Origin of the sequence: Micromonospora sp. NBC_00330 (genome assembly GCF_036136635.1) — a bacterium.
Taxonomy (GTDB): Bacteria; Actinomycetota; Actinomycetes; order Mycobacteriales; family Micromonosporaceae; genus Micromonospora; species Micromonospora salmantinae.
The window spans coordinates 5,040,303-5,066,567 of the sequence record NZ_CP108012.1; the positions used below are offsets into that span (position 1 = coordinate 5,040,303).

The following is a 26,265-nucleotide window of genomic DNA, read 5'->3' on the forward strand; positions in this document are numbered from 1 at the left end:
GTCAATTACCCACGACGACGCAAGGTCATGCGAATGAATTTCAGTCCGGACGGTCGGGCACGAAACCCTTGGCGATCCGGTCGAAGTTCGGCAGGTTGGCCTGCCAGTCCTTCTCCGCGATCTCCCACCGCAGGGCGTACCCCCGGTTCTTGGCCGTCACGAACCCCCGGTTACGGACGTGGATCCGCTGCCCGCCCCGGGTCTCCAGCCACTCCCAGTCACCGCAGGTCTTCCAGAAGTCGCACGCCTTAATGCTGAGGTACTGGTAGTTGTTGACGCGGCTAGCGCGATTCGGCTCCTGCTCCCGCCAGTCCGCGACCGCATCCTCCTTCGGGGTGTTGGTCCACTGCACGAGCAGCTTTCCCGGCCCGTTGGACTGGTTGAAGACGACCGTGATGCCATCGACCTGGCTACGCACCCAGCCATCGGGCAGCGGCAGAGAGAAGCCGGCAGGGTCCTTGTGCAGCTTCCAGCCCGCCGGCAACGCGTTCGGGTCCACCGAGGGGGTGGCCGAGGCGGACGGGCTCGGGGCACCGCTGGTGGGCGGCGGAGGCGCCGCAGCGGAGGTCGGTGCGGGCGCCGAGGTCGCGGCGGCACCGGTCGGGTTCGCCTGCGGGCTCTTGTCGTCGTCGTTCGTCAGCATCGGCACGACCACCACGAGGCCGATCAGCAGCAGCGCCACCACGGCACCGATCAGCAGGTTACGTCGGGTGTTGTTCGGCTTCGTGCCATCCGAGAGCGGCACCGCCGCGCGACCGGCCGGAGTCACCGGCGGCATGAGCGACGTCGGGGTGGTCGGCTTGCGCTGCTCCGGAGCCACCGGCGGACCGTCGACGACAGTCGGCTCGTCGTCGACGTTCGTCGTACCGTCGCCGCTCGTGTCGGGCGCGGCCGTGACCTTCGCGGTCGGCTCGGCATCGGCCGGGTCGGCATCGGCCGGGCTGTCGATCGCTGCGGTCGGCTCGGCCGGCGCCGCTGCTGTCGATTCGCCCGACACCAGGGCAGTCGGGTCGGCGGCCTTGGTGTCGGAGGAGACGACGGCCGTCGGCGTGGCATCGGCGGCGGGGGTCGCGGTGGCAGCGGAAGTCGCGGCGGAGGTGGTCGCGGCGGCGGCCGGCGGCGGCGACACCGGCCGGTCGACACTCTCGGCCGGTCGCGGGGCCGGCACCACCGGAAGGCGCGGCTCGCGCGGACCGTTCGGCCCAGGCCGGCGTACGCCATCGAGCAGGGAGATGCCGCGCGACCGCTTGCCGGCGGCGCGGCGCAGCAACCGCTCCGCCACCTCGGCGGTGATCCGCTCGTTCGGGTCCTTGCGCAGCAGCCCGTTGAGGACGGCCTTGAGCGGACCGGCGTTCTTCGGCGGCGGAATCGGCTCGGTGGCCAGCGCGGCCAGGGTGCCGATCGCCGACGGCCGGGCGTACGGCGACTTGCCCTCGACCGCCGCGTAGAGCGTCGCGCCCAGCGACCACAGGTCGGCCTCCGGCCCGGCAGTGCCGTCCCGAGCCCGCTCCGGCGAGATGTACGCGGGCGAGCCGAGCACCATGCCGGTGCGGGTCACGTTGGGGTCGCCGGGGATCGTGGCGAGACCGAAATCGGTCAGCACCACCCGACCGTCGTCGCCGAGCAACACGTTGCCGGGCTTCACGTCGCGGTGCATGACACCCGCCTTGTGGGCGGCGCTGAGCGCACCCAGCACGCCCAGGCCGATCTCCACCGTGCGGGCCACCGACACCGGGCCGTCCTCGGCGAGAGTGTCCTGCAACGACTTCGACGCCACGTACTCCATGACGATCCACGGATCGCCGTCGGTGCGCAGCACGTCGAAGATGCGGACGACGTTGGCGTGGTTGAGCCGGGCGATGGCCCGCGCCTCCCGCAGCGAGCGCTCGCGCATCTCGCGGCGCTCCTCATCGGTGAGACCGGGCGGCGGCACCAACTCCTTGATGGCGACATCCCGATGCAGCACCTCGTCGCGCGCCTTCCACACCCGGCCCATGCCGCCCTGGCCGAGCGGCGACAGGAGCCGGTATCGGTCAGCGACGAGTTGGGGAAGCGCGTTCGACATCGGTGAGACGGTACCCGGACCCGCTGACGCTCACACCGCCGGCACGCCACTGTGCGCTTCGCGTAACTTCGCGCCGCGTACCCTGGCGGCATGTCTGCCGAAGAGCCGCTGTTCCGGGTCGTCCGCGGCGTGCCCACCGCCGAGGAGTTGGCCGCTCTGGTGGGGGCGATCATCGTCCGAACCCGTCCGGCCGCCGCCCCCACGCCGGCGACCGAATCCGCCTGGGCGCGCAGCGGTCGACCCGGCGGCTCCCGCGGGTGGCGCGCCGCCGGCCTGCCCCGCTAACCCGAGACCTGCCGCACGGGGGCTGTCATGGTGGCGTTGAGCCGTTAACCTCACTCAGGGAAACGGTGCCGTTACGGGTAGGGAGGATCCATGATCCCCGAAGAGGACCGGCCAGCACCCTGGCTACGCGGTTACGGCGGCATCGAAGCCGACATCAGCCAGCTCAGAGAGTTCGCCGACCGGCTCGCCGCCGAGGTCGAGAGCAACTACGCGCCGCACCTGTCGTACATCGCCGAAGACATGTCCGCGAAGCTGCCCAACCCCTGCGACGCCTTCATCGAGCTGGTCACCTTCCTGCACGCCCACCACGAGACGCAGCAGGCCACCGCTGACATGGTGTACGCCGTCCGAGGCGCCACCGGCCACCTGGCCGCCGCCGCCGATCAGGTCGCCACCCACTACGCCGACAGCGACGCCTTCACCGCCGCCCGAGTGGTCGACGTGCAACGAGCTCTCGCCAACCCGGCCAGCGTCCTCCCCGGCGGCCCGACGCCAACTCTGACCGACCCGACCAGCCCCGACGCCCAAGGGCCGGTGATGCTGCCGTGATCGAACGGGGCACCGGCCGCACCTCCGGCCTCACCGACTGGCACCTCATGGACGTCAACAGCATGTGGGCCTGCCTCCAGGACCACGACACCGCCAACCACTGGAAACAGGTCGCCGGCTGGCGCAAGGTCTGCGACCTCGCGCAAACCCACCTCGGCCGCCTCCAGCAGTACCGACGCGGACTCGCCGAGGCATGGCCCCCCGAAACCAGCGCCGCCTCCCGCACCTACCTCGCCGAACTCGACGAACTCATCGACAAGGTGCAGCGCACCCACGACGCCGCCGCCGCGAACTACACCGCACTCTCCGCCGCAACCCAGGCCATCGGCACCACCCGCGCCGCACTCCGCAAGATCCACGAGGAGTACGCGACCAAGTTCCAGCAGAAGCAGGCGTACGAGTCGATGGTCGCCGACCCGAAAGCGGTGATGGGCAACCGGACCACCGCGCCGCCCGTTGCTGATGGGGAACTGGAACGGTTGAACGTGCAGGCCCGATCCATGATGTTCAACCTGAGCGGCGAACTCCAACAAGCCCAAGCAACCCTACAAAAACCACCCGTGGTGCCTAGGAACGCGCGGCAGCCGGACGACCCCGATGTGTATGGCGGTTATCTGGCACCCGCTATTCCGCCGGTAGTTCCAGCGCCCTTGCCTACCTCCACCACTCACCCTCGTGGCGCAAGTGCTGAGCGGGTGAGTTCCGCCGCCCCCGTGATATCGGGGATCGGTCCAGTCCTCGGGGGTGCGGCCGGTGGAGTCTCCTCGCTGCCCGCTGGGACGACGCCGCCAACCGTTCAAGCACCAGGAGCGGCAGGCCCACCAGCTGCCATTGGCACTGGCATTACGCCAAGTACGCTCCCTGCTTCCATTGGCTCGCCTCCAACGCTTCCCACGCGAACACCCCAACCCGGAAGCCTGCCAAAATCAGTCAGCGGGAGCTCCGAGGGAAGCACCGTACATCCAACAACGCCCGCCCGCCCCGCCCCTTCCGCCGGAGGATTAATCGGAGGCGTCCCGGGATCAGCCCTAGGCCATCCGGTCAATAGCTCTGGCGCCCCAAGAAGGGTCAATCCGGTAGGCGGGGTCATCGGCGGCGGCGGTGCTGGGACAGCGCCCACTGGTTCGGCTGGAAGTCGGCCAGGCGTGGGACGTAGCCTCAATGGAGGTGCAAACGGTTTCCCGATTGGCGGTGCACCCAGCCTGCCTGGAGCCGGGGGCCGCCCAAGGCTTGGGGCAGAGGGCGAGGAGAGGTCTCGCTATTGGGATCCGGATAACCCATGGGAAACCGACCAGGGCGTCCCTCCGGTGGTTCGCCCACCAGACAGAGACAATCCGATCGACCCTGGTCCGGCAATTGGTTTCGGCGGGTGATTGAGTCAACCCTGGCGGGCTTTTCCAGACTAGCTCTGGTCGGGGCCCTGCTTCCTGCCAGCCTTGCCGCCCCCCCTCAAGATGCGGACCTAATACGAGGCGATCAATGGCATCTCCCATTTCTACGAATCGAGCAGGTACATAAATTCAGCCAAGGGTCCGGCGTGATCGTCGCAGTGCCGGATACTGGAGTCGATCCCCATCCGGATCTGCGCGAGAACTTGCTTCCAGGGACCGACGTTATTCCTGGGGGTAGTGGTGACGGGCACCGGGATATAGATAGTCATGGAACTTCAATGGCTGGCCTGATCGTCGCGCATGGAAGGATGAACAATCGGGGCGCCCTCGGTATTGCGCCAAAAGCAAAGGTCCTTCCAATCCTGGATACCCCACCTAATGGCGTGGGCGATCCCGACGCACTAGCCTCCGGCATTGAATTCGCCATCGCTGGCGGCGCCGACGTTATCAATATTTCAGCGGTCGCCGGCGCCAGTATGAGACTTCAACGAGCGATCAGGGCGGCTCAGGATGCTGACATCGTAGTGGTTGCCGCAGCAGGTAATACACCTCCCGACGCGGGCGTGCGATATCCGGCAAGCGAAGAGGGTGTTATCGCGGTTGGGGGTATCGATCGCGCTGGACAACATGCTGCCATCTCGGTCACGGGGCCGAATATCGATGTGGTCGCTCCTGCGGTTGACATCTATAGCACCAGCTACGGTGGGAAATACTCGAAGGGGACCGGCACATCGAGCGCGACGGCGATCGTGGCGGGCGCGGCTGCGTTGATCAGGTCCAAGTACCCGTACCTACCGGCGCGAGAGGTGGCGCACCGGCTCACGGCCACCGCCGTCGACAAGGGCCCTCCTGGGCGTGACGACGAGTACGGCTACGGGGTGATCGATCTTGTGGCGGCGCTGACGGCAGACGTACCGCCGCTCGGGTTTGAATCGGTGAGCGCTCCGGCCGGTGCTGGCCCGACCACGACGGCTGGCGCTCAGCCGGGTGACGAGAGCGATAGCGCGACCGCGCGCGGCCTGGCCACTTTCGGGGTGCTCGTGGCTGCCGGGGTCGGGTGGGCCGTGATAGCGCGGCGACGGCGGCGCGGTGATGATCCGCCGCCCAGAATCAGTCGCTGAACGATCAACGAAGCGCTGATCCACTCGACTTTCAGGAAATCGCGGTGTCCGGGGCGACGGGATAGCGCGTTTTCCTGAAAGTCGAGTGGATCAAGGGCGGCCGACGACCCGGCCGCTCAGGGGCCTCGACTACAGGGCCGCGCTGGGTGGGGTGTCGGTCTTGGTGGGGGGTTGGGCGGTAACGTCGGGGTGGTGTCTGAGACTTTGCCGCTCCGCCTCGTGCTCGCATCGGCGAGCCCTGCCCGTCGTAAGTTGCTCCAGGCTGCCGGTGTGGAGCCGGAGGTGCTGGTCAGTGGGGTGGACGAGTCCCTGGTGGTGACCGAGCGGGCCGAGGAGTTGTGCCTGGAGTTGGCTCGCCTGAAGGCGCAGGCGGTGTTGACCCGGCTGAATGCGACAGTCGATCAGCGGACGTTGGTTATCGGCTGCGACTCGGTGCTCGCCTTCGACGGCGAGATCCTCGGCAAGCCGGCGGATGCGGCTGACGCGACCCGGCGGTGGCTGCGGATGCGGGGACGCAGCGGCGTTCTGCACAGCGGGCACTGCCTGGTCGACGTTGCTGCGGGCCGGCGCGCGGAGGCGGTCGCGTCGACCACTGTCCACTTCGCTGACATCAGTGACGACGAGATCGCCGCGTACGTGGCCACTGGTGAGCCGCTGGCGGTGGCCGGCGCGTTCACGATCGACGGGCTGGGTGGGCCGTTCGTGGAGCGGATCGAGGGTGACCCGGGGACGGTGGTCGGATTGTCGATGCCGCTGCTGCGTCGGCTCCTCGCCGAGCTGGATCTGCGGATCACCGACCTGTGGACGACTGTCGCGCCGGGCGGCCAAACGGTCGAGCCGCTCGGTAACGTCCGGTCATGACCACCAAGTCGATCCCGCTCACCAACGAGCTGCACGCCTATCTGGTCGCACACGGCTCCCCGCCGGACGAGATCATCCGTGACCTGGCCGAGGAGACCCGGTCGGTGCTGCCGGAGCACGCCACCATGCAGGTGGCTCCGGAGCAGGCCGCGTTCCTGACGTTCCTCACCCGGCTGCTCGGCGTGCGGCAGGCCGTCGAGGTCGGCACGTTCACCGGGCTCTCGTCGCTGGCGATCGCCCGCGGGTTGCCCGAGGGTGGGCGACTGACCTGTTTCGACATCTCCGAGGAGTTCACCGGCATCGCCCGGCGCTACTGGGCGCGGGCCGGCGTGCAGGATCTGATCGACCTGCGCATCGGCCCGGCCGCGGACGGGCTGCGGGAGTTGCCCCACGAGCGGCACCTGGACTTCGCGTTCATCGACGCGGACAAGACCGGCTACCCGATCTACTGGGCGGAGCTGGTGCCGCGGATGCGTCCGGGTGGGGTGATCGCCGTCGACAACGTGTTGCGGGGCGGGCGGGTCATCGCCCCGCAGGACGCCAATGACCGGGCCATCGCCGCGTTCAACGACGAGGTTCTCGCGGACGTACGGGTGGACCCGGTGATGCTGCCGATCGCGGACGGCCTGACCCTCGCCCGGGTCCGCTGACCGTCGGCAACCGCCGAACACGCCTATTGGGGTGTCCCCACCAGGGGACACCCCAATATCAACAACCAGCGTCAGCGGACGCTGCGGGCGAACTGGCGGGCGGCCCAGTAGACGCCCAGCGCGGCGAGGACCGCGGTGATGCTGAGGCCCTGCCAGACCTTGTCGCTGCCCAGGTCACCGGCGAACAGTGCCCGGGTGCCGTCGACCGCCCAGGAGAACGGGTTCCAGTTGGCGATGCCCTGCAACCAGCCGGGTGCGAAGGTCAGCGGCAGCAGGATGCCGGAGAGCAGCAGCACCGGCTGCGCCACGGTGTTCATCAGCGGGGCCAGCGCGTCCTCGCTCTTGACCTTGAGGGCGACGCCGTAGGAGACGGCCGAGGTCATGAGGGCGATCAGGGCGAGCATCAGGTACGCCAGCAGCAGGTCCCCGATGAACACCCGTAGGTCGAAGATGAGCGCCAGGAGCGTGATGATGACGGCCTGCACCAGGAGCGAGACCACGTCGCGCAGCGAGCGGCCGAGCAGCAGGGCGAGCCGGCTGATCGGGGTGACCCGGGAGCGTTCGATGACGCCGGCTCGCAGCTCGGCGATCAGCCCGAAGCCTTGGAACAGGCCACCGAAGATGGCCAACAGCACCAGCAGACCCGGTACGAAGATCTTGTAGGCGGCGGCCTGGGTGGGCGCGTTCAGTGCGGGCTTGAGCAGCGGGGCGAAGAGCAGCAGGTACATGACCGGCTGGAACACGCCGACGAAGACCCAGACCGGGTTGCGTAGCAGGAGTTGGATCTGGCGCTGGAAGATCAGCCACGTGTCGCGGGCGAATTTCATGAGAGTCGTCTCCGGTGGTCAGGACTCGCGCAGCGAGCGGCCGGTCTTGGTGAGGAAGACGTCGTCCAGGCTGGGTCGGTGCAGCTCGATCGAGCGCAGCTCCAGCCCGGCGTGGTCGAGTCGGCGCAGCACCTGCGGGATGGCGGTGGCGCCCTCGTCGACGTAGAGGCGCAGGCCGCCCTCGTCGACGGTCTCCAGCTTGTTGACGTACGGCTCGCCGTCGAGCGTCTGGGCGGCCTGCGGGGTGGCGGCCAGGTCGAGACCGACCAGCACCACGTCGCCGGAGATCTCCCGCTTGAGCTCGGTCGGCGTGCCCTCGGCCACCACCTCGCCGTTGTCCATGATCGCGATCCGGTCGCAGAGGGCGTCGGCCTCGTCCAGGTAGTGGGTGGTGATGAAGACGGTCATCCCGTCGGCGCGGAGCCGGCGGATCTCGTCCCACATGTGGGCGCGGCTCTGCGGGTCGAGGCCGGTGGTCGGCTCGTCCAGGAAGACGATCTTCGGCTCGTGGATGATGCCGAGGGCGATCTCCACCCGGCGACGCTGGCCGCCGGAGTAGGTCTTGCACTTGCGGTCGGCGTACTCGGTGAGCTGGAAGGCGTCCAGGGCGCGGGCGGCGCGCCGCTGCGCGTCGGCCTTGCTGATGCCGTACATCCGGGCGTGCAGCACCAGCTCTTCGCGGGCGGTGGACTCGTCCCAGGTGCTGCCGCCCTGCGGGACGTACCCGATGCGGCGGCGCACCTCGGCCGGGTCCTTGCGCAGGTCGGCGCCCGCGATGGTGGCCTCGCCGCCGTCCGGCTCGATCAGCGTGGCGAGCATCCGCAGCGTGGTGGTCTTGCCGGCGCCGTTCGGGCCGAGGAAGCCGAAGATCTCGCCCTTGGCAACGTCAAGGTCGACGCCCCGCACGGCGTCCACCGTCTTCGTCTCTCGACCCGCGCGGGAGCGGAACGACTTCCGCAGCCCCCTGGTCTCGATCATTTCTGCTCCTGGTCGTTCGGGCCGGTCGGGCCGGCCGTCGAGTGGGCGGACGCCGGACGGCGCACTCCCCCGCTGTGCCGCCAGCAGGCTAACGCGATATAGCTTTTTTAGTCAACGTTGATTATTCCGCGTTGGCGTCGGACGGCTCCACGCCGTCCCTCCACCCCGACCAACCCTGCGCTTCATCCAGCTCAGCAGGCAGGTACGACACTCCGGAATCGATCCGCTCGGCAATCCGCTCGCACCAGGTCATCTCCGCCTCCGCTCGCGCCGACCACAGCTCGAACATCCAGCCCACGTGCGCCGGCTTGCGGTTGCGCACCCAGTCCGACTCCAGCGAGGCGCGCATGGACTCGACGCCGGCGCGCAGCAGGTTGGCCCGGTTACGCAGGGCCGCGGCCGCCTCGGCGCGCGGCATGGCCGGCAGGAAGGAGAAGGCCGCCACGAACGGGTCGGCGGGCTCGGTGATGGTCCACCAGGAGTTGCGCAGGAGCGTCTCGAACTCGTCCTCCCCCTTGACCGTCACCTCGTACGTGGTCCGAGCCGGACGGGCGCCCACCTGCTCGGTCGCGACGGCGCGGAGCAGCCCTTCCTCGGTGAGCTTGCGCAGGGCGTGATAGATCGATCCGGGCTGTATGTTCGCCCACTTGTCGGCGCTCCAGCTCAGCAGCTCACGGCGCACGTCGTAGCCGTGCACGGGCTGCATCCACCGCACCAGACCGAGAATCATCATCCGAGTCGAAGACACCCGACAAGCGTAATAGCCAAGTTTGACTAAACCGTGGCGGGTGCAGTGCGGCATCCCACACTGAGCGATCGTTAGGGTCGCCGTGGGCGGCCGATACACTCCCCGTCAGTAACCTGCCCGGGAGGAGCCACGAAGGTGCGCAAGGTACTCATCGCCAACCGCGGCGAGATCGCCGTCCGGGTGATCCGCGCGTGCCGCGACGCCGGCCTGGGCAGCGTCGCCGTGTACGCGGACTCCGACCGCGACGCCCTGCACGCCACCCTCGCGGACGAGGCGTACGCGCTCGGCGGGGACAGCGCGACCGAGACCTACCTGCGCATCGACAAGCTGCTCGACGTCGCCGCCCGGGCCGGCGCCGACGCCGTACACCCGGGTTACGGCTTCCTCAGTGAGAACGCCGACTTCGCCCAGGCCGTCATCGACGCCGGGCTGACCTGGATCGGCCCCACCCCGCAGGCCATCCGCGACCTGGGCGACAAGGTCACCGCCCGGCACATCGCCCAGCGGGCCGGCGCACCGCTGGTCCCCGGCACCCCGGACCCGGTGGCCAGCCCGGACGAGGTGATGGCCTTCGCCGTCGACCACGGCCTGCCGGTCGCCATCAAGGCCGCCTTCGGTGGCGGCGGGCGCGGCCTCAAGGTCGCCCGCACGATGGAGGAGATCCCCCAACTGTTCGAGTCGGCCACCCGGGAGGCGGTCGCGGCGTTCGGTCGGGGCGAGTGCTTCGTCGAGCGGTATCTCGACCAGCCCCGGCACGTCGAGGCGCAGGTCCTCGCCGACCAGCACGGCAACGTGATCGTGGTGGGCACCCGGGACTGCTCGTTGCAGCGACGTCACCAGAAGCTCGTCGAGGAGGCGCCCGCGCCGTTCCTCACCGACGCCCAGCGCGCGCAGATCCACTCCAGCGCCAAGGCGATCTGCCGCGAAGCCGGCTACCACGGCGCCGGCACCGTGGAATACCTGGTCGGCGTCGACGGCACCATCTCCTTCCTGGAGGTCAACACCCGACTCCAGGTCGAGCACCCGGTCACCGAGGAGACCGCCGGCATCGACCTGGTCCGCGAGCAGTTCCGGATCGCCGACGGCGAGAAGCTGCGCATCATCGAGGACCCGACGCCGCGCGGGCACGCGATCGAGTTCCGGATCAACGGCGAGGACCCGGGCCGCAACTTCCTGCCGGCCCCCGGCACTGTCACCGCGCTGCGCCTGCCCAGCGGGCCGGGTGTGCGGGTCGACACCGGCATCTCGGCCGGGGACGTCATCGGCGGCAACTTCGACTCACTGCTCGCCAAGGTGATCATCACGGGTGAGACGCGGACCGAGGCGCTGGAGCGCGCCCGCCGCGCGCTGGACGAGATGGTCCTCGACGGCATGGCCACCGCGCTGCCGTTTCACCGGCTCGTCGTGCGGGACGAGGCGTTCACCGCCGAGCCGTTCACAGTGCACACCCGGTGGATCGAGACCGAGTTCCACAACACCGTGCCGCCGTTCACCGCAGCCGCCGGCGCCGCCGAGGCGCCGGCCGAACGCGACACCGTCGTGGTCGAGGTGGGCGGCAAGCGCATCGAGGTCAGCCTCCCCGCCGGCTTCGGCGGGAGTACGACCACCGCGGCACCCGCTGCCCGCAAGACGACCCGGCGCGGCGGCGCCAAGGCCGGGGCCCCGGTCGGCGGCGACGCGCTCGCCTCGCCGATGCAGGGCACCATCGTCAAGATCGCGGTGGCGGACGGTGACACAGTGGCCGAGGGCGACCTGGTCGTGGTGCTGGAGGCGATGAAGATGGAGCAGCCGCTGCACGCGCACAAGGCGGGCACGGTCAGCGGTCTCAGCGCTGAGGTCGGTGCCGTGATCACCGCCGGCGCGCCCATCTGCACGATCGCCTGAGCCGCCCGGGGGTCAGCGCAGGGCTTCGGCGGCGACCGCGCGGACGGCGGCGGTCAGGGCGTTCAGCACGTCCGACTCCAGCCGCCAGTGCTGCCAGTACAGCGGGACGTCGAGGTGTCGGCCCGGCGCGAGGTCGACACAGCGACCGGCGGTCAGGTCGGCCTGGGCGATCTGTTCCGGCACCAGGCCCCAACCCAACCCGAGCCGGATCGCCTCGCTGAACGCCGGCACCGACGGCACGTAGTGCACCGGCGGGTCGAGCGGTCGACCGACCACCGCCCGGATGAACCGGTGTTGCACCCGGTCCTTCCGGTCGAAGACCAGCAGCGGGGTGCTCGCCAGCGCGGCTGCGGTGAATCCTCCGGCGAAGTGGGACGCCACGAATTCCGGGGTGGCCAACGCGCGGTAGCGAACGGCACCGAGCCGCAGCACCCGGCAGCCCTGCACGGCCTCCCGCTGGGCGGTGACCGCCGCCGTCACCGAACCGTCGCGGAGCAGCTCGGCGGTGTGGTCCTGATCGTCCTGCCGCAGGTCGAACGAGAGCCCGGCACGCTGCGGCAACCGGGCCAGCGCGGCGGGGAACCAGGTGGCCAGCGAGTCCGCGTTGACCACCACGGCGACCCGGGTCAGGCCACCGCCGGCCAGCGGGCCGCGAGCATCGGCCAGCGCCTCCCGTTCGAGCAGCGCGAGCTGACCGGCCAGGCGCAGCAGCGGGCGGCCTGCGTCGGTTGCCACGCACGGTCGGGCACGGCGGACCAGCACCTGGCCGACGGTCTCCTCCAACGCCTTGATCCGTTGGCTCACCGCCGACGGGGTGACGTGCAGCAGCCGGGCCGCCGCGTCGAAGCTGCCCTCCGCCACCACCGCCGCGAGTGTCCGTAGTTGCGCCGAGTCGAGACCATCCATTAGCTGAGCTTAGGTTGCGTCAGAATCTTTAGTTGGACTGGTGGCCGTCGACGGTCCTAGCGTCGACCCGTGCTCACTTCCGCCGTCGCCGGCTTCTCGATCTCCATCGCGCTCATCGTCGCCATCGGCGCCCAGAACGCCTTCGTCCTGCGCCAGGGCCTGCGACGCGAGCACGTCGTACCCGTGGTGCTGACCTGCGCCGCGTCGGACGCGCTGCTGATCATGGCGGGAGTGGCAGGGGTCGGTTCGCTGGTGACCGGCCGGCCGGGCCTGCTGATGGCGATCCGCTGGGGCGGTGCGGCCTTCCTGCTCTGCTACGCGGGGCTCGCCGCCCGCCGCGCCCTGCGTCCCGGTGCCCTGCTGCCCACCGAGCGGCCGCCGGCCACGTTGGCGGCGACCCTGCTCGCCTGCGCCGCCTTCACCTACCTGAACCCGCACGTCTACCTGGACACCGTGCTGCTCCTGGGCAGCGTGGCCCAACAACACCCACACCGGTGGGTCTTCGGCGCCGGCGCCGCCCTGGCCAGCGTGGTCTGGTTCACCGCGCTCGGCGTCGGCGCCCAGCGCCTCGCGCCGCTGCTCGCCCGCGCCGTCGCCTGGCGGGTGCTGGACGCGGTCATCGCCGTCGTGATGGCCGGGCTCGCCGTGGCACTCCTGCTGGGCTGACCGGTTCGTGCCCGGCCGGGGTCGCCGTGGCACTTCCGCAGGGCTGACCGGCTCATCCGGCGCGTACCGACGACGCCACCGGGACCAGGACCAACGACGATGCGAGTGTTTTCCGCGACCACCGGCGGTGGAACTGGCCGCGAGCGGGAATGATTGTCGAGTGCGGTTCCTTCACGGCGCGGCTCCCGCGCACGACCTGACCTATACCGACGTCTTCATGGCGCCGGCCCGCTCCGACCTGGGCTCCCGACTCGACGTCGACCTCTCCACCAGCGACGGCACCGGCACCACCATTCCGCTTGTGGTATCGAACATGACCGCTGTCGCCGGACGGCGGATGGCGGAGACGGTCGCCCGCCGGGGTGCCATCGCGGTGATTCCGCAGGACATCCCGATCGAGGTGGTGGCGAATGTCGTCGCCTGGGTCAAGCAGCGCCACCTGGTCTACGACACGCCCATCACGTTGGGCCCGACCGAGACCGTGGGCGATGCCATCCACCTGCTGCCCAAGCGCTCACACGGTGCGGTGATCGTGGTCGACGACGCCGGCCGGCCGATGGGTGTGGTCACCGAGGCGGACACCACGGGCGTGGACCGCTTCGCGCAACTGCGTCACGTGATGTCCACCGAGCTGCACACCGTCCCGGCGGACGCGGATCCTCGTACCGGTTTCGACCTGCTCTCGGCGGGCCGTCGCCGACTCGCCCCGGTGGTGGACGCCGAGGGTCGGCTGGTCGGGGTGCTGACCCGACAGGGCGCGTTGCGCGCCACCCTCTACACACCGGCAGTGGACGACCGGGGTCGGCTTCGGATCGCGGCGGCCGTCGGGATCAACGGAGACGTGACCGGCAAGGCCGCGGCGCTGCTGGAGGCGGGGGTGGACACGTTGGTGGTGGACACCGCGCACGGCCACCAGGCACGGATGATCTCCGCACTTCAGGCGGTCCGGAAGCTGGACCCGGGGGTGCCGGTGGCGGCCGGCAACGTGGTCACCGCCGAGGGCGTACGCGACCTGGTGGAGGCGGGGGCGGATATCATCAAGGTCGGCGTCGGCCCGGGGGCGATGTGCACCACCCGGATGATGACCGGCGTGGGTCGACCGCAGTTCTCCGCAGTGCTCGACTGCGCGGCCGCCGCCCGCCAACTGGGTCGGCACGTGTGGGCCGACGGCGGGGTGCGGCACCCCCGGGACGTGGCGCTCGCGCTCGCCGCCGGCGCGTCGAACGTGATGATCGGCTCCTGGTTCGCCGGCACCTACGAGTCCCCCGGTGACCTCTACGCCGACGCGGACGGCCGGCGGTACAAGGAGAGCTTCGGAATGGCCTCGGCTCGGGCGGTCAGCGCCCGAACCGCAGACGACAGCCCGTACGACCGGGCCCGCAAGGCGGTGTTCGAGGAGGGCATCTCCTCGGCCCGGATGCACCTGGACCCGGCCCGCCCCGGTGTCGAGGACCTGATCGACGAGATCATCGCGGGGGTACGCAGCGCCTTCACCTACGCCGGCGCACGGGACCTGACCCAGTTCCACGAGCGGGCCATCGTCGGCGTGCAGAGCGCCGCCGGCTTCACCGAAGGAATGCCCCTCCCCACCAGCTGGTAGCCCCAGCCCCAGCCCCAGCCCCAGCTGATCATGAAGTTGTTGCCTCCCGCATCGGCGCGTCGTGGCAATAACTTCATGATCAACCGGGGAAGCCGGGGTTGGAGGGGTGGGGTTAGGTCTGCAGGCGGCGCAGGACGGCGCGGGCTGCCTCGCGGGGGTTGTCGCCCACGCGGTCGGGCAGTGCGCCGGCCAGCCAGAGGGTGGCGAAGCCGTGCGCGATCGACCAGGCCGCGAGTGAGTCCCGGTCGGTGTCTACGGGCGCGCCGCCGCTGGGCAGCGTCGCCACCCCGGAGCGGAGCGCGGTACCGGCCCGGCCTCGCGCCGCCATCAGCTCGGCGTCGTCGGCCCGGTAGAGCTCCGGGCGGAACATCACCTCGAAGTACGCCCGGTGCGTGACGGCGAAGTCGACGTACGCGACGCCGGCCTCCAACAGGTCGTCCGCCTCGGTCAACGTCTGGGCCAGCAGGTCGAAGCCCTGTGCGGCGAGCGCGGTGAGCAGGCCCGCCTTGTCGCCGAAGTGGTGCGCAGGCGCGGCGTGCGAGACACCGGCCCGGCGGGCCAGGTCGCGCAGGCTCAGCGCGGCCGGGCCGACCTCCCCGACGGCCTCCAGCGCCGCGGCGAGCAGGGCGCGGCGCAGATCCCCGTGGTGGTAGGCGCGGATGTCGGTCATGCGCGAATCCTATCTTGCCATTGACAAGATGAGCGCCTGGCGCGCAATCTTGTCACTGGCAAGTTTCACGGAGGAGGATTCCGATGGCACCCCTGATCGCTTTGATCGTCGGCACCGCGCTGGCCCGAATCGCCGGCCTGGTCGGCATCTCCGCACTGGACGGCTGGCATCCCGCGCTGCGCGTCGGACTGGCCGTGATGTTCACGCTCACCGCCGTCGCGCACTTCGTCGGTCAGCGCCGCACCGACCTGATCGCGATGGTCCCGCCCCGACTGCCCCGGCCGGACCTGCTGGTCACCGTGACCGGCGTGCTGGAGCTGGTCGGCGCGGTCGGCCTGCTGGTGCCGGCGACCGCCCGGCTCGCGGCGGCCGGGCTCGGCCTGCTCATGCTCGCCATGTTCCCGGCCAACGTCTCGGCCGCCCGCCGCGAACTGACCCTCGCCGGCCGCCCGGTCACCCCGCTCGCACAGCGCACCGCCCTGCAGATCGTGTTCGTGGCCACCGCTGCGGCAATTTCGTTTGGCCCCTGACTATCAGGGAGCTAACCTACCTGTCGTGGAACTCGTGACCCTCCAGGACGTGCCGCTCGGCCGGCTGCTGGTGGTGGCCGGGCACCTGGTCGGGCAGCGGTGGAACCGCTATCTCGCCGAGGAGCACGGCCTCACCCAGGCCGGCATGATCACCCTGATGACGCTCGCCCGACACGGTGAGTTGCCGCACCGGGCGGTCGCCGAGAAGGGGTTCGTCCGCCCGGCGACCCTGACCGGCATCGTCGACACGCTCGAGCGCGACGGTCTGGTCGAGCGGCAGCGCGACGACAACGACCGACGCAGCATCCGACTCGCCATCACCCCCGCCGGGCGGGAACGGGTGGCCGCGCTCGGCGCACTCATGCACTCCGGACGGCCCCTCACCTCGGTCGACGCCGACCCGGCGAAGGCCCAGGTGATCCGGGAGTTCCTGCTTGAGGTCATCGGCAGCGGAGACGACCCGCGGATGACCGGACGCCCTACCGAAACGAAGGACCCGGCGTGCTGATCCGACTCCTGCGCGGCCAACTGCGCACCTATCAGAGACCGTTGCTGGCGGTCGTGCTGCTCCAGTTCGTGGGCACCATGGCCTCGCTCTACCTGCCCAGCCTCAACGCGGACATCATCGACCAGGGTGTGGCCCGGGGCGACACCGACTACATCGTGCGCACCGGCGGCTGGATGCTGCTGGTCAGCCTGATCCAGATCGTCTGCTCGATCGCGGCGGTCTACCTGGGCGCCCGGGTCGCGATGGGCTTCGGCCGCGACGTACGCGCCGAACTGTTCGGGCACGTCAACCGCTTCTCCGCCCGCGAGGTGGCCCGGTTCGGGGCACCGTCGCTGATCACCCGCAACACCAACGACGTGCAGCAGGTGCAGATGCTCGTGCTGATGAGCTGCACGATGCTCGTCGCCGCACCGATCATGAGCGTCGGCGGCGTGTTCATGGCGTTGCGTGAGGACGTCGGGCTCTCCTGGCTGATGCTGGTCAGCGTGCCGGTGCTGGCCATCGCCCTCGGCGCGATCATCCGTCGGATGGTGCCGGGCTTCCGGCTCATGCAGACCCGCATCGACACCGTCAACCGGGTGCTGCGGGAGCAGATCACCGGCATCCGGGTGGTCCGTGCGTTCGTGCGAGAGCCGTACGAGACGGACCGCTTCGGCGTCGCCAACGCCGACCTGACCGCCACCGCGCTGCGTACCGGTCGGCTGCTGGCGTTGATCTTCCCGGTGGTCATGCTGGTGCTGAACGTCTCCAGCGTGGCGGTGCTCTGGTTCGGCGCGCAGCGGGTGGACGCCGGCGCGATCCAGGTCGGCGCGCTCACCGCGTTCCTCCAGTACCTGATGCAGATCCTGATGGCGGTCATGATGGCCACCTTCATGCTGATGATGGTGCCGAGGGCGGCGGTCTGCGCCGAGCGGATCGTCGAGGTGCTGGACACCGACTCCTCGGTGGTCCCGGCCGCCGCGCCGGTCACCGAGCTGCCCACCCGGGCCGAGCTGGAGCTGCGCAGGGTGCGCTTCCAATACCCGGGCGCTGTGGAGCCGGTGCTGCGCGACATCTCCTTCCGGGCGACCCCGGGCACCACCACGGCGATCATCGGCAGCACCGGGGCTGGCAAGACGACGCTGCTGTCGCTGATCCCCCGCCTGGTCGACGTCACCGACGGCGCGGTGCTGGTCGACGAAGTGGACGTGCGGGAGTTGGCGCCGGACGAGCTGTGGCGACGTATCGGCCTGGTGCCGCAGCGGCCGTACCTGTTCACCGGGACGGTCGCCAGCAACCTGCGCTACGGCAACCCGGACGCCACCGACGAGGAGCTGTGGACCGCGCTGGAGATCGCCCAGGCCCGGGACTTCGTGGCCCAGATGCCCGGCGGGCTGGACGCCCCGATCGCGCAGGGCGGCACCACCGTCTCCGGTGGGCAGCGGCAGCGCCTGGCCATCGCCCGGGCCCTGGTCCGGCAACCGGAGATCTACCTCTTCGACGACTCGTTCTCCGCGCTCGACCTGGGCACCGACGCGCGGCTGCGAGCGGCCCTGCGACCGGTCACCGCGCAGGCGGCGGTGTTGATCGTTGCCCAGCGGGTCTCCACGATCATCGACGCCGATCAGATCATCGTCCTGGAAAACGGAGGGGTCGTCGGAGTGGGACGACATGCGGAGCTGTTGGACACCTGCCCGACGTACGCCGAGATCGTGGCCTCGCAGCAGACCACTGAGGTGGCGGCATGAGCGAGCGTGACGAGCCGCGCACCGCGGCCGTACCCAGTCAGAAGCCGGCCGGCGACGGACGGACGCCGGATGAGACAGCGCAGCAACCCGGCGGGGAAACCGCGCCGGAGACCGGCGGTGGCGCGCCGACGCCGAAGCGGCTGCCGCCCGGCCGTCAAGGCGGCGGTCCGGGATGGATGAGCGCCGGAATGCCCGCCGAGAAGTCGATGAACTTCGGGCCGTCGGCCCGACGGTTGCTCGGCCGGCTGCGCTCGCACCGACTGCACCTGGCCGCGATCATCACGTTGGCCGTGGTGAGCGTCGGGTTCAGCGTGGCCGGGCCGAAGATCCTCGGCCACGCCACCGACCTGATCTTCACCGGGGTGATCGGCCGGCAACTGCCGGCCGGCACCACCGCCGAACAGGCCGTCGCGGCGGCCCGGGCCAGCGGCAACGACAGCTTCGCCGACATGCTGGCCCGGATGGACGTGGTGCCCGGGGTGGGCATCGACTTCAGCGCCCTGAGTCGGGTACTGCTGCTGGCGCTCGGGCTCTACCTGGCGGCGAGCCTGCTGTCCTGGTGGCAGGGTTGGCTGCTCAACGGGGTGGTCCAGCGCACGGTGCTGCGGCTGCGGGCCGAGGTGGAGGAGAAGCTCAACCGGCTGCCGCTGCCCTACTTCGACAGGCAGCCGCGCGGTGAGCTGCTCAGCCGGGTCACCAACGACATCGACAACATCTCCACCAGTCTCCAGCAGACCCTCAGCCAGCTGCTCACCTCGCTGCTGACCGTCGTCGGCGTGCTGGCCGTGATGTTCTGGATCTCGCCGGTGCTGGCCCTGGTGGCCCTGGTCGCGGTGCCGTTGTCGGTGCTGGTCACCCAGCGCATCGCCAAGCGTTCGCAGAAGCAGTTCATCGCCCAGTGGACGCACACCGGCGAGTTGAACGGCCAGATCGAGGAGGCGTACACCGGTCATGAGCTGGTGAAGGTCTTCGGCCGTCAGCGTGAGGTCGAGGCCGCGTTCCACGCGAAGAACGAGGAGTTGTTCCGGGCCAGCTTCGGGGCGCAGTTCATTTCCGGGATCATCATGCCGTCGATGATGTTCATCGGAAACCTGAGCTACGTGGCGATCGCCGTGGTCGGCGGGCTGCGGGTCGCCTCCGGCACGATGAGCCTCGGCGACGTGCAGGCGTTCATCCAGTACTCCCGCCAGTTCACCCAGCCGCTCACCCAACTCGCCTCGATGGCCAACCTGCTCCAGTCCGGGGTGGCGTCGGCCGAGCGGGTCTTCGCGGTGCTCGACGCGGACGAGCAGACCCCCGACCCGGTCGCGCCGGCCCGGGTCACCGACCCGCACGGTCGGGTCGAGTTCGAGCACGTCTCGTTCCGCTACGAGCCGGACAAGCCGCTGATCGACGACCTGTCGCTGGTCGCCGAGCCCGGACACACGGTGGCAATCGTCGGCCCGACCGGCGCCGGCAAGACCACGTTGGTCAACCTGGTGATGCGGTTCTACGAGCTGGACGCGGGCCGGATCACGCTCGACGGGGTGGACATCACGACGATGCGCCGCGACGACCTGCGTGGCCGGATCGGCATGGTGCTCCAGGACACCTGGCTGTTCGGCGGCACCATCCGGGACAACATCGCCTACGGGCGGCCGGACGCGACCGAGGAGGAGATCCTCGCCGCCGCCCGGGCCACCTTCGTGGACCGGTTCGTGCGCAGTCTGCCCGACGGCTACGACACCGTCATCGACGAGGAGGGCAGCAACGTCAGCGCCGGCGAGAAGCAGCTCATCACCATCGCGCGGGCGTTCCTCGCCGAGCCGTCACTGCTGATCCTCGACGAGGCCACCAGCTCGGTGGACACCCGCACCGAGGTGCTGCTGCAACGGGCGATGGCCGCGCTGCGCTCGGACCGGACCAGCTTCGTGATCGCGCACCGGCTCTCCACCATCCGCGACGCCGACCTGATCCTGATGATGGAGGACGGTCGGATCGTCGAGCAGGGCACCCACGAGCAGTTGCTCGCCGCCCAGGGTGCGTACCACCGCCTCTACCGCTCACAGTTCACCGGCGCGGTGGTCGACGAGGAACCGGCCGCCCAACCGGCGTCGGTCTGAGGTCGGGCGGCCGTGCGCGCGAGACGATCGGTGGGCGTGTCAGTCCGACGGCAGCAGGTCTGCCGCGCGGGCGGCGACCTGCCCGCCGATCAGGGCGAGAGCCGCGTCGGCGGGCATCGGCGCCAGGGCGCGGCCGCCGCGCAGGCGCAGCGCGAGGTGCCCGTCGGCCACCTCCCGGGCACCCAGCACCCCGAGGTACGGGACGCGGCGGCGGGCCGCGTCCCGGACCCGGGCGCCCAGCGACCCGGCGGCGTCGACCTCGACCCGCAGGCCGACGTCGATCGCCCGTCGGGCCAGGTCGGCCGCCGCGTCGACCTGGCCGTCGTCGACCGGCAGCAGCACCAACTGGACGGGCGCGTACCAGGCCGGGAACGCCCCCTCGTGCACCTCGATGAGGTACGCGAACAGCCGCTCCATGCTGCCGACCAGGCTGCGGTGCACCATGACCGGCCGACGCCGGCTGCCGTCCGAGTCGGTGTACGACAGGTCGAACCGTTCCGGCTTGTCGAAGTCCAGCTGAATGGTGGAGATGGTCGACTCCCGGCCGGCGGCGTCGACGATCTGAATGTCGATCTTCGGACCGTAGAAGGCAGCCTCCCCCGGCGCCTCGACGTACTCCACCCCGGCCAGCGCCTCCCGGAGCAACTCCTCGGCGCGGGCCCACTGGGCGTCGTCGCCGACGTACTTCTCGCCCGGCCCGCGCAGCGACAGCCGGAGCCCAGCCGGCCGGACACCGAGCGCGGCGTGCGCGGCACGGATCAGCCCGAGGATCTCGACCACCTCCGCGCCGACCTGCTCGGGGGCGCAGAAGGTGTGCGCGTCGTTGAGCGAAATGGCGCGGACCCGGGACAGCCCGCCGAGCACACCGGAGCGCTCCGAGCGGTACATCCCGCCCAGCTCCGCGATCCGCAACGGCAACTCCCGGTAGGAACGGCCCCGCGCCCGGAAGACAAGCGCGTGGTGCGGGCAGAGCGCCGGCCGGAGCACGAACTCGTCGTCGGCGCTCAGCCGCATCGGCGGGAACATGTCGTCGGCGAAGTAGCCGAGATGGCCGGAGAGTTCGAAGAGTTCGCGTTTGCCCAGCGGCGGCGAGTAGACGTGCTGGTGGCCGGAGCGGCGCTCCAACTCCCTGACGTACTCCTCGACGGCGTGCCGGGCGGCGGCGCCGGCCGGCAGCCAGATCGGCAAGCCGGCGCCGGCCAGCGGGTCGGAGACGAAGAGGTCCAGCTCGCGGCCGAGCCTACGGTGGTCGATCATGTCGGGCTCCTGGATCGGGTACGACCCGGAGGCGACCTGAGCTCCGTTCGGCGCGCTGCCCTCCGGGGCGGATCGCCCCGGGGCCTGGTCGACGGTGGTTACGTCAGAGCGGCGCGCCGGGGACACCCGGCGTCGTGGTCATCACTACCGCGCTGCGCATACGGCGACCGTACCCGCGCGACGTTCGGGGATGCACTCGAATTTGCGGCGGAGGGGTGGGCCGCCGGCGCGGGACCCGCCGGCGGCCCTGGCGGCCGAATCGTCAGGAACGGGGGACCCGACGGGCGTGGCCGCGCCGACAACGGTACGCCGACGAACGCGGTTCTGCCGCCCGCCTCGAACGGGTGGAACGGCCTTCGGACCCGTCACCCGGCAGCGACCGGCCTCGTTCTAGCTGGGTGACCCAGTCGTGTCGACGGTCACGACGGGCCGGGGCCGTCCACCGTGACGCCGGACACGACGTCAGGCTCAAGACACCCAATCGGCCGCATTCGGCGAGGTGGCAGGCGTGCCCGAACTTCTGACTGACGTCGCGTCGCCGACGTGGGCGTACCTGGTGCTGCTCGCGCTGCTGATCGCGGACGCCTTCGTGCCGGTGATCCCCACCCAGATCGTCATGATCACCAGTGGTGCGCTCACCGTCTACGGCGGGCTCAGCCTGCCGGTCACCATCGCCGTCGGCGCGCTCGGCGTATTCGCCGGCGACCTGGCCTGCTACCTGCTCGGGCGCAGCGCACCGGATCGGCGGCCACCCCGGCACGCCGAGCTGAGCCGCGCCCGCCGGGTCGCCAGCCGGGTCACCCAGGGGCTGCGACAACCTGGGCCGCTGGTCATCCTGCTCTGCCGGTTCGTGCCCGGCGGCCGGATGGCAGCCTGCTTCTCGGCCGGGCGCAGCCGCTACCCGTACCGCCTGTTCGTGCTCTACGAGGCCGTCGCCGCGTTGGGCTGGGCCACCTACGGCGCGCTGGTCGGGCACCTGGGCGGCACCGCTCTGACCGAGTCGGCCTGGCGGCTGGCCATCATCGCCACCGCCGCGGCGGCCGGCTTCGCCGCGGCCGGCTGGGCCATGACAGTGGTCAGCGCCCGCCACGCCCGCGCCGCCGCCGCGGTCGCCGCGGTCGACGTCCCCGTCGACTGACTGTCGCGCCTCAGCTCCGCGATCTTGCACTTACTGTCCCGGCAATTGGGGCATGCCGCACATACGAACGACCGAAAACGCAAGATCGCGGCAGGTTGGCGGTATGCCTCTAGGGGTGGTCCCGGGGGGCGATTTCCGTGGGCATCCCGGATTCGGGTGGGGTGTCTGCGGCGACAGGCTGAGGCATGCCTGTTACCCGGAGTACCGGCCTGCTGGCCCTGGGCGGGATCGCCCTGGCGGCGCTGCTCACCGTGATCGGCCACCTCGAAGTCAACGACGACCTCAACCCGTGGGCGTTGACCATCAGCGACTTCGCGGTCTCCGACCGCGGCGGCGTCATCGACATCGCCATGGTGGTTCTCGCGCTCGCCACAGTGGCGTTGCTGTACGGACTGCGCCGCGCCAGCCCACCCCGACCGCGCTCCGGTCGAACGGCCGAGCTGCTGCTCGGCGCATGGGTGGGTGGGCTGCTGCTGGCCGCCGTGGTGCCGACGAACGAGCCGGGCACCGCCATGACCACCGCCGCCTACCTGCACCGGTACGCGTCGGTGATCGCCTTCCTGGCGTTGCCGGTGGCCGGTTGGTTGCTCGCCCGCCGACCCGACCTGACGCCCGCCGCCCGGACGCTACGCGCCCTGGTGCTGCTGAGCCTGGCCCTGGCGGCGGCGATGATCTGGTCCGCCTATCCCGGCGACCGGATGCTCATCGGCCTGGCCGAACGCCTCCTCATCCTCACCGAGGTGGCCGTCCTGGCCACCGTGGCGCTGCTCCAGGCCCGGCAGGTCACTCCAGCTCGTGCAGCATGAGCTGGCGGGCCGCCTCGGTGATGGAGCCGGACAGCGACGGGTAGATGGTGATGGTCTGGGCCAGCTCGTTGACTGTGAGGTTGTTCTCCACAGCCATGGTGATGGGCAGGATCAGCTCGCTGGCCTTCGGAGCGACCACCACACCGCCGATCACCTGCCCGCTCGCGGGACGGCAGAACAGCTTCACGAAACCGTCGGAGAGGTCGTCCATCTTGGCCCGGGCGTTGCCCGACAGCGGCAGCATCACCTGCCGGGCCGGCACCTTGCCCGCGTCCACCTCGTCCTGCGAGACACCCACGGTGGCCAGCTCCGGGTCGGTGAAGACGTTCGCCGCGACGGTACGCAGCCGCAGCGGGCGAACCGCCTCGCCGAGCGCGTGCCACATGGCGATCCGGCCCTGCATGGCGGCGACGCTGGCCAGCAGCAGCACGCCGGTGCAGTCGCCGGCGGCGTAGATGCCGGGCACGTTCGTCCGGGAGGCCCGGTCGACGGTCAGGTAGCCGCCCCGGCCCAGCTCCACCCCGTACTCGGTCAGACCCAGGTTGGCGGTGTTCGGGATCGAACCGACGGTGATCAGCGCGTGTGAGCCGGTCACCTTCCGGCCGTCGGACAGCTCCACCTCGACGCCGTCGGCGGTACGCCGGACCGCGTCGGCCCGGGAGTTGTTGAGGATCTCCATGCCGCGGTTGCGGAACACCCGCTCGATGGCGGAGGCGGCGTCTGCGTCCTCGTGCGGCATCACCCGGTCCCGGCTGGAGACCAGTGTCACCTCGACACCCATCGCCAGGTACGCGCTGGCGAACTCCGCGCCGGTCACGCCGGACCCGACAACGATTAGGTGCTCGGGCAGCTCCGGCAGGTCGTACACCTGTCGCCAGGTCAGGATGCGCTCACCGTCCGGTACGGCGGTGGGCAACTGGCGGGGCGTCGAGCCGGTGGCCACCAGCACGGTGGACGCGTCGATCGAGTACTCCTCGCCGCCGTCGGCGGGGGTGACGACGACCCGGTGGGTGTGCCCGAGGGAGTCCTCGCCGAGCCGGGCGGTGCCGGCCACGAAGGTGACCCCCGCCTTCAGCAGCTTGGCGTGGATGTCCGCGGACTGCGCCAGGGCCAGCCGCTTGACCCGCCCGTGCACCGCCCGCGCGTCGACGGTGACCGCCTCCAGGCCGTCCGAGTGCACCCCGAACTCTTCGGTGTCCCGGTAACCGGTGACCACCTGCGAGCTGGCGATGAAGGTCTTCGACGGTACGCAGTCGGAGAGCACGCAGGCACCGCCCGCACCGTCGGCCTCCACCACTGTGACATCGGCGTCCAGCTGGGCGGCGACCAGTGCCGCCTCGTACCCGGCCGGCCCCCCGCCGATGATCACGATCCGGCTCACAGCGTTCGCCCTTCGTCCATGCTCACAGTGACTTTCTTCTCCCGAGCGCATTCGACACGCACTGTCGTATTCTCCCCCACCCGTCGGCCGGGCTATCGTCATCGCCGTGCGTCATCACGCCGCCTACGGCTCAAATCTCGACCCTGCCCGGATGCGCGCCTACTGTCCGCATTCGCCGATGGTGGGCACCGGCTGGCTGGAGGGCTGGCGGCTGACCTTCGCCGGGGCGGACGTGATCGGCTGGGAGGGTGCGGTGAGCACCCTTGTCGAGTCTCCCGGTGACCGGGTCTTCGTGGCGCTCTACGACATCCACCCCTACGACGCGGGCCAACTCGACGAGATCGAGGGGGTGACCGCCGGCACGTACCGCAAGCTGCACGTGCGGGTCTCCACCCTCGACGGCGACGTGACCGCGTGGATCTACGTCTTCAACGGGTACGAGGGTGGCCTGCCGACCTCGTGGTATCTGTCGGAGATCGCGAACGCCGCCGAGAAGGCGGGCGCCCCGGACGACTACGTCACCGAGTTGCGGGCCCGCCCCACCGGCACCGCCTCGCCGTAGCAGCGCGTATCGCACCCCTCCAGTGTGCTACCGCTGTCGACCGGAGCGCCGGGCGGGCCGGACCGGGGTCGTCAATCACACACCGGCCGCCGGAACGGAAAGTTCGTACATGTCGGTCCACTGGGTCTCCCGCAGGCCCACCGACCGGTACAGCGACAGTGGGGCGGTCGGGTTGGTGAGGTCGACCCCCAGGCCGACCGCGCGCCGCCCCTTCTCGGCGTAGCGGGCGAAGGCGCGGCGCAGCAACGCCGCACCCACTCCCCTGCGCCGGTACGCGGACAGCACCGACAGACTCTTCACCCAGCCCGACTGCTGGTCGAGCGCCTGGTCCGAGGACTGCAACGCGCCGACCGGCACCCCGTCCACCTCGGCGACGAACCACTCGTCCCAGGCGGTCAGGTCGCCGATCCGGGCCCGCCACCGCTCGTACGACAGCGGCTCGTGGTCCGGGGTGTCGCCGAAGGCGGCCTCGTAGATCCGGTGGAAGGCCACCAGGTCGGCCTCGTCGTCCGGGCGGACCGGTCGCACCGTCACAGCCGATGAAGCGAGCGGCTCGTCGGGCAGGTCGTCCAACGGCCGGCTCATCCGCACGTACCGCTTGACGAGGGCGAACCCGAGCCCGCGCAGTGCGTGTTCCCAGGCGCGTTCCGGGGCGAAGACCGCGCAGCGGACGGTGAGCGACGGAAGCCCCCGCTCGGCAGCGCGCTCGGCGACCCGGTCCAGTTGGCGGAGCAGCAACGGCGCGCGGACGGCGGCGGCCCGTACCGGATCGACGTAGACCTCCACGAACTCCCGGCCCACAGCGGTCGGGTTGTCCACCGTCGCCCAGCCGACCACTGTGTCGTCCGGGTCGATGGCCAGCCAGGAGTCCCGGGTCGGATCGAAGTGGGGGGCGGTCAGCGACGCCGCGACGTCCTCGGCGTCGAAGTCGGGATGGCCGATGGCGAAGGTGTCGGCGGCGTGCACCACCGCGAGGATCGCCGGCACGTCGTCGAGGGTGGGTCGGCGCGTCGTCCAACCAGCGGGAAGGGTCACGGCAGGACATCCTGGCAG

24 protein-coding genes are annotated in these 26,265 nt (G+C 70.5%); 15 read left to right on the forward strand and 9 right to left on the reverse strand.

The window, feature by feature from the left end:
* Nucleotides 1-40: 40 nt before the first annotated feature.
* Nucleotides 41-2,065, reverse strand: a complete 2,025-nt coding sequence (locus OG598_RS22735; protein WP_328650987.1) for a serine/threonine-protein kinase — start codon at nucleotides 2,063-2,065, stop codon at nucleotides 41-43.
* Between the two features lie 90 nt (nucleotides 2,066-2,155).
* Between OG598_RS22735 and OG598_RS22740 the strand changes: the two genes are divergently transcribed.
* From OG598_RS22740 to OG598_RS22760, 5 genes are all read left to right on the forward strand, one after another.
* Nucleotides 2,156-2,350 carry an acyl-CoA carboxylase subunit epsilon gene (locus OG598_RS22740; protein ID WP_328650988.1) on the forward strand — a complete coding sequence of 65 codons (195 nt, stop codon included), beginning with the start codon at nucleotides 2,156-2,158 and terminating at the stop codon, nucleotides 2,348-2,350.
* A 90-nt stretch (nucleotides 2,351-2,440) separates the two neighbouring features.
* Nucleotides 2,441-2,899 carry a hypothetical protein gene (locus tag OG598_RS22745; protein WP_328650989.1) on the forward strand — a complete coding sequence of 153 codons (459 nt, stop codon included), beginning with the start codon at nucleotides 2,441-2,443 and terminating at the stop codon, nucleotides 2,897-2,899.
* Between the two features lie 1,384 nt (nucleotides 2,900-4,283).
* Nucleotides 4,284-5,411 (forward strand): type VII secretion-associated serine protease mycosin, encoded by a 1,128-nt coding sequence (mycP, locus tag OG598_RS22750; RefSeq protein WP_442931528.1) that lies wholly within the window; start codon nucleotides 4,284-4,286, stop codon nucleotides 5,409-5,411.
* Nucleotides 5,412-5,603: 192 nt separating this feature from the next.
* A complete protein-coding gene (locus OG598_RS22755; protein WP_328650990.1) occupies nucleotides 5,604-6,272 on the forward strand; it encodes a Maf family protein in 669 nt (222 codons plus the stop codon).
* The gene (locus tag OG598_RS22760) at nucleotides 6,269-6,922 is read left to right on the forward strand and encodes an O-methyltransferase (protein ID WP_328650991.1); all 654 of its coding nucleotides are present in this window, start codon (nucleotides 6,269-6,271) and stop codon (nucleotides 6,920-6,922) included. Before OG598_RS22755 ends, OG598_RS22760 begins: the two co-directional genes overlap by 4 nt.
* Nucleotides 6,923-6,993: 71 nt before the next feature.
* On the opposite strand, the gene OG598_RS22765 is transcribed toward OG598_RS22760, so the two are convergent.
* The 3 genes from OG598_RS22765 to OG598_RS22775 all read right to left on the reverse strand — a co-directional run bounded on the left by OG598_RS22765 (nucleotide 6,994) and on the right by OG598_RS22775 (nucleotide 9,460).
* Entirely contained in the window at nucleotides 6,994-7,749 is a 756-nt protein-coding gene (locus OG598_RS22765; protein WP_124823257.1) for an ABC transporter permease, read from the reverse strand.
* A gap of 18 nt (nucleotides 7,750-7,767) precedes the next feature.
* A complete protein-coding gene (locus OG598_RS22770) occupies nucleotides 7,768-8,727 on the reverse strand; it encodes an ATP-binding cassette domain-containing protein (protein ID WP_112601935.1) in 960 nt (319 codons plus the stop codon).
* Between the two features lie 121 nt (nucleotides 8,728-8,848).
* Nucleotides 8,849-9,460 carry a PadR family transcriptional regulator gene (locus tag OG598_RS22775; RefSeq protein WP_328655409.1) on the reverse strand — a complete coding sequence of 204 codons (612 nt, stop codon included), beginning with the start codon at nucleotides 9,458-9,460 and terminating at the stop codon, nucleotides 8,849-8,851.
* 150 nt (nucleotides 9,461-9,610) lie between these two features.
* Between OG598_RS22775 and OG598_RS22780 the strand changes: the two genes are divergently transcribed.
* Nucleotides 9,611-11,359 carry an acetyl/propionyl/methylcrotonyl-CoA carboxylase subunit alpha gene (locus OG598_RS22780; protein WP_328650992.1) on the forward strand — a complete coding sequence of 583 codons (1,749 nt, stop codon included), beginning with the start codon at nucleotides 9,611-9,613 and terminating at the stop codon, nucleotides 11,357-11,359.
* A gap of 12 nt (nucleotides 11,360-11,371) precedes the next feature.
* Here OG598_RS22780 and OG598_RS22785 read toward each other — a convergent pair whose 3' ends face one another.
* Nucleotides 11,372-12,265: a LysR family transcriptional regulator ArgP gene (locus tag OG598_RS22785; RefSeq protein WP_328650993.1), complete on the reverse strand. Its 894-nt coding sequence runs from the start codon at nucleotides 12,263-12,265 to the stop codon at nucleotides 11,372-11,374.
* A gap of 69 nt (nucleotides 12,266-12,334) precedes the next feature.
* Here OG598_RS22785 and OG598_RS22790 point away from each other — a divergent pair, with 69 nt between their 5' ends.
* Complete coding sequence (locus tag OG598_RS22790) at nucleotides 12,335-12,931, forward strand: LysE/ArgO family amino acid transporter (RefSeq protein ID WP_328650994.1); 597 nt, start codon at nucleotides 12,335-12,337, stop codon at nucleotides 12,929-12,931.
* 160 nt (nucleotides 12,932-13,091) lie between these two features.
* Nucleotides 13,092-14,531 carry a GuaB1 family IMP dehydrogenase-related protein gene (locus tag OG598_RS22795; protein ID WP_328650995.1) on the forward strand — a complete coding sequence of 480 codons (1,440 nt, stop codon included), beginning with the start codon at nucleotides 13,092-13,094 and terminating at the stop codon, nucleotides 14,529-14,531.
* Between the two features lie 112 nt (nucleotides 14,532-14,643).
* Here OG598_RS22795 and OG598_RS22800 read toward each other — a convergent pair whose 3' ends face one another.
* The gene (locus tag OG598_RS22800) at nucleotides 14,644-15,201 is read right to left on the reverse strand and encodes a TetR/AcrR family transcriptional regulator (RefSeq protein WP_328650996.1); all 558 of its coding nucleotides are present in this window, start codon (nucleotides 15,199-15,201) and stop codon (nucleotides 14,644-14,646) included.
* Between the two features lie 83 nt (nucleotides 15,202-15,284).
* Between OG598_RS22800 and OG598_RS22805 the strand changes: the two genes are divergently transcribed.
* The 4 genes from OG598_RS22805 (at nucleotide 15,285) to OG598_RS22820 (ending at nucleotide 20,068) form a co-directional block, all read left to right on the forward strand.
* The gene (locus OG598_RS22805) at nucleotides 15,285-15,731 is read left to right on the forward strand and encodes a DoxX family protein (protein WP_328650997.1); all 447 of its coding nucleotides are present in this window, start codon (nucleotides 15,285-15,287) and stop codon (nucleotides 15,729-15,731) included.
* Between the two features lie 25 nt (nucleotides 15,732-15,756).
* Nucleotides 15,757-16,239, forward strand: coding sequence for a MarR family winged helix-turn-helix transcriptional regulator (locus tag OG598_RS22810; protein WP_091394443.1), 483 nt, complete (start codon nucleotides 15,757-15,759; stop codon nucleotides 16,237-16,239).
* On the forward strand, nucleotides 16,233-17,966 hold the full coding sequence (locus OG598_RS22815) for an ABC transporter ATP-binding protein (RefSeq protein WP_328650998.1): 1,734 nt from the start codon (nucleotides 16,233-16,235) through the stop codon (nucleotides 17,964-17,966). Before OG598_RS22810 ends, OG598_RS22815 begins: the two co-directional genes overlap by 7 nt.
* A 176-nt stretch (nucleotides 17,967-18,142) precedes the next feature.
* Nucleotides 18,143-20,068 carry an ABC transporter ATP-binding protein gene (locus OG598_RS22820; RefSeq protein ID WP_225855328.1) on the forward strand — a complete coding sequence of 642 codons (1,926 nt, stop codon included), beginning with the start codon at nucleotides 18,143-18,145 and terminating at the stop codon, nucleotides 20,066-20,068.
* Nucleotides 20,069-20,107: 39 nt separating this feature from the next.
* On the opposite strand, the gene thrS is transcribed toward OG598_RS22820, so the two are convergent.
* Nucleotides 20,108-21,325, reverse strand: a complete 1,218-nt coding sequence (thrS, locus tag OG598_RS22825) for a threonine--tRNA ligase (protein ID WP_328650999.1) — start codon at nucleotides 21,323-21,325, stop codon at nucleotides 20,108-20,110.
* Between the two features lie 508 nt (nucleotides 21,326-21,833).
* Here thrS and OG598_RS22830 point away from each other — a divergent pair.
* Nucleotides 21,834-22,463, forward strand: coding sequence for a DedA family protein (locus OG598_RS22830; RefSeq protein ID WP_328651000.1), 630 nt, complete (start codon nucleotides 21,834-21,836; stop codon nucleotides 22,461-22,463).
* A 185-nt stretch (nucleotides 22,464-22,648) separates the two neighbouring features.
* Nucleotides 22,649-23,269 carry a DUF998 domain-containing protein gene (locus tag OG598_RS22835; RefSeq protein ID WP_328651001.1) on the forward strand — a complete coding sequence of 207 codons (621 nt, stop codon included), beginning with the start codon at nucleotides 22,649-22,651 and terminating at the stop codon, nucleotides 23,267-23,269.
* Here the strand turns inward: OG598_RS22835 and OG598_RS22840 are convergent.
* Nucleotides 23,247-24,650 carry an NAD(P)H-quinone dehydrogenase gene (locus OG598_RS22840; RefSeq protein ID WP_091394456.1) on the reverse strand — a complete coding sequence of 468 codons (1,404 nt, stop codon included), beginning with the start codon at nucleotides 24,648-24,650 and terminating at the stop codon, nucleotides 23,247-23,249. The genes OG598_RS22835 and OG598_RS22840 overlap by 23 nt on opposite strands.
* A 106-nt stretch (nucleotides 24,651-24,756) precedes the next feature.
* On the opposite strand from OG598_RS22840, the gene OG598_RS22845 reads away from it, so the two are divergent.
* Nucleotides 24,757-25,212: a gamma-glutamylcyclotransferase gene (locus OG598_RS22845; RefSeq protein ID WP_091394460.1), complete on the forward strand. Its 456-nt coding sequence runs from the start codon at nucleotides 24,757-24,759 to the stop codon at nucleotides 25,210-25,212.
* A gap of 75 nt (nucleotides 25,213-25,287) precedes the next feature.
* Here the strand turns inward: OG598_RS22845 and OG598_RS22850 are convergent, their stop codons facing one another.
* Complete coding sequence (locus OG598_RS22850) at nucleotides 25,288-26,247, reverse strand: GNAT family N-acetyltransferase (RefSeq protein ID WP_328651002.1); 960 nt, start codon at nucleotides 26,245-26,247, stop codon at nucleotides 25,288-25,290.
* Nucleotides 26,248-26,265: the final 18 nt, after the last annotated feature.

Coding starts and splice junctions, on each gene's coding strand:
- OG598_RS22735 (WP_328650987.1), bottom strand. CDS start 2,065: ATGTCGAACGCGCTTCCCCAACTCGTCGCTGACCGATACCGGCTCCTG.
- OG598_RS22740 (WP_328650988.1), top strand. CDS start 2,156: ATGTCTGCCGAAGAGCCGCTGTTCCGGGTCGTCCGCGGCGTGCCCACC.
- OG598_RS22745 (WP_328650989.1), top strand. CDS start 2,441: ATGATCCCCGAAGAGGACCGGCCAGCACCCTGGCTACGCGGTTACGGC.
- OG598_RS22760 (WP_328650991.1), top strand. CDS start 6,269: ATGACCACCAAGTCGATCCCGCTCACCAACGAGCTGCACGCCTATCTG.
- OG598_RS22765 (WP_124823257.1), bottom strand. CDS start 7,749: ATGAAATTCGCCCGCGACACGTGGCTGATCTTCCAGCGCCAGATCCAA.
- OG598_RS22770 (WP_112601935.1), bottom strand. CDS start 8,727: ATGATCGAGACCAGGGGGCTGCGGAAGTCGTTCCGCTCCCGCGCGGGT.
- OG598_RS22775 (WP_328655409.1), bottom strand. CDS start 9,460: ATGATGATTCTCGGTCTGGTGCGGTGGATGCAGCCCGTGCACGGCTAC.
- OG598_RS22785 (WP_328650993.1), bottom strand. CDS start 12,265: ATGGATGGTCTCGACTCGGCGCAACTACGGACACTCGCGGCGGTGGTG.
- OG598_RS22800 (WP_328650996.1), bottom strand. CDS start 15,201: ATGACCGACATCCGCGCCTACCACCACGGGGATCTGCGCCGCGCCCTG.
- OG598_RS22805 (WP_328650997.1), top strand. CDS start 15,285: ATGGCACCCCTGATCGCTTTGATCGTCGGCACCGCGCTGGCCCGAATC.
- OG598_RS22820 (WP_225855328.1), top strand. CDS start 18,143: ATGAGCGCCGGAATGCCCGCCGAGAAGTCGATGAACTTCGGGCCGTCG.
- thrS (WP_328650999.1), bottom strand. CDS start 21,325: ATGATCGACCACCGTAGGCTCGGCCGCGAGCTGGACCTCTTCGTCTCC.
- OG598_RS22835 (WP_328651001.1), top strand. CDS start 22,649: ATGCCTGTTACCCGGAGTACCGGCCTGCTGGCCCTGGGCGGGATCGCC.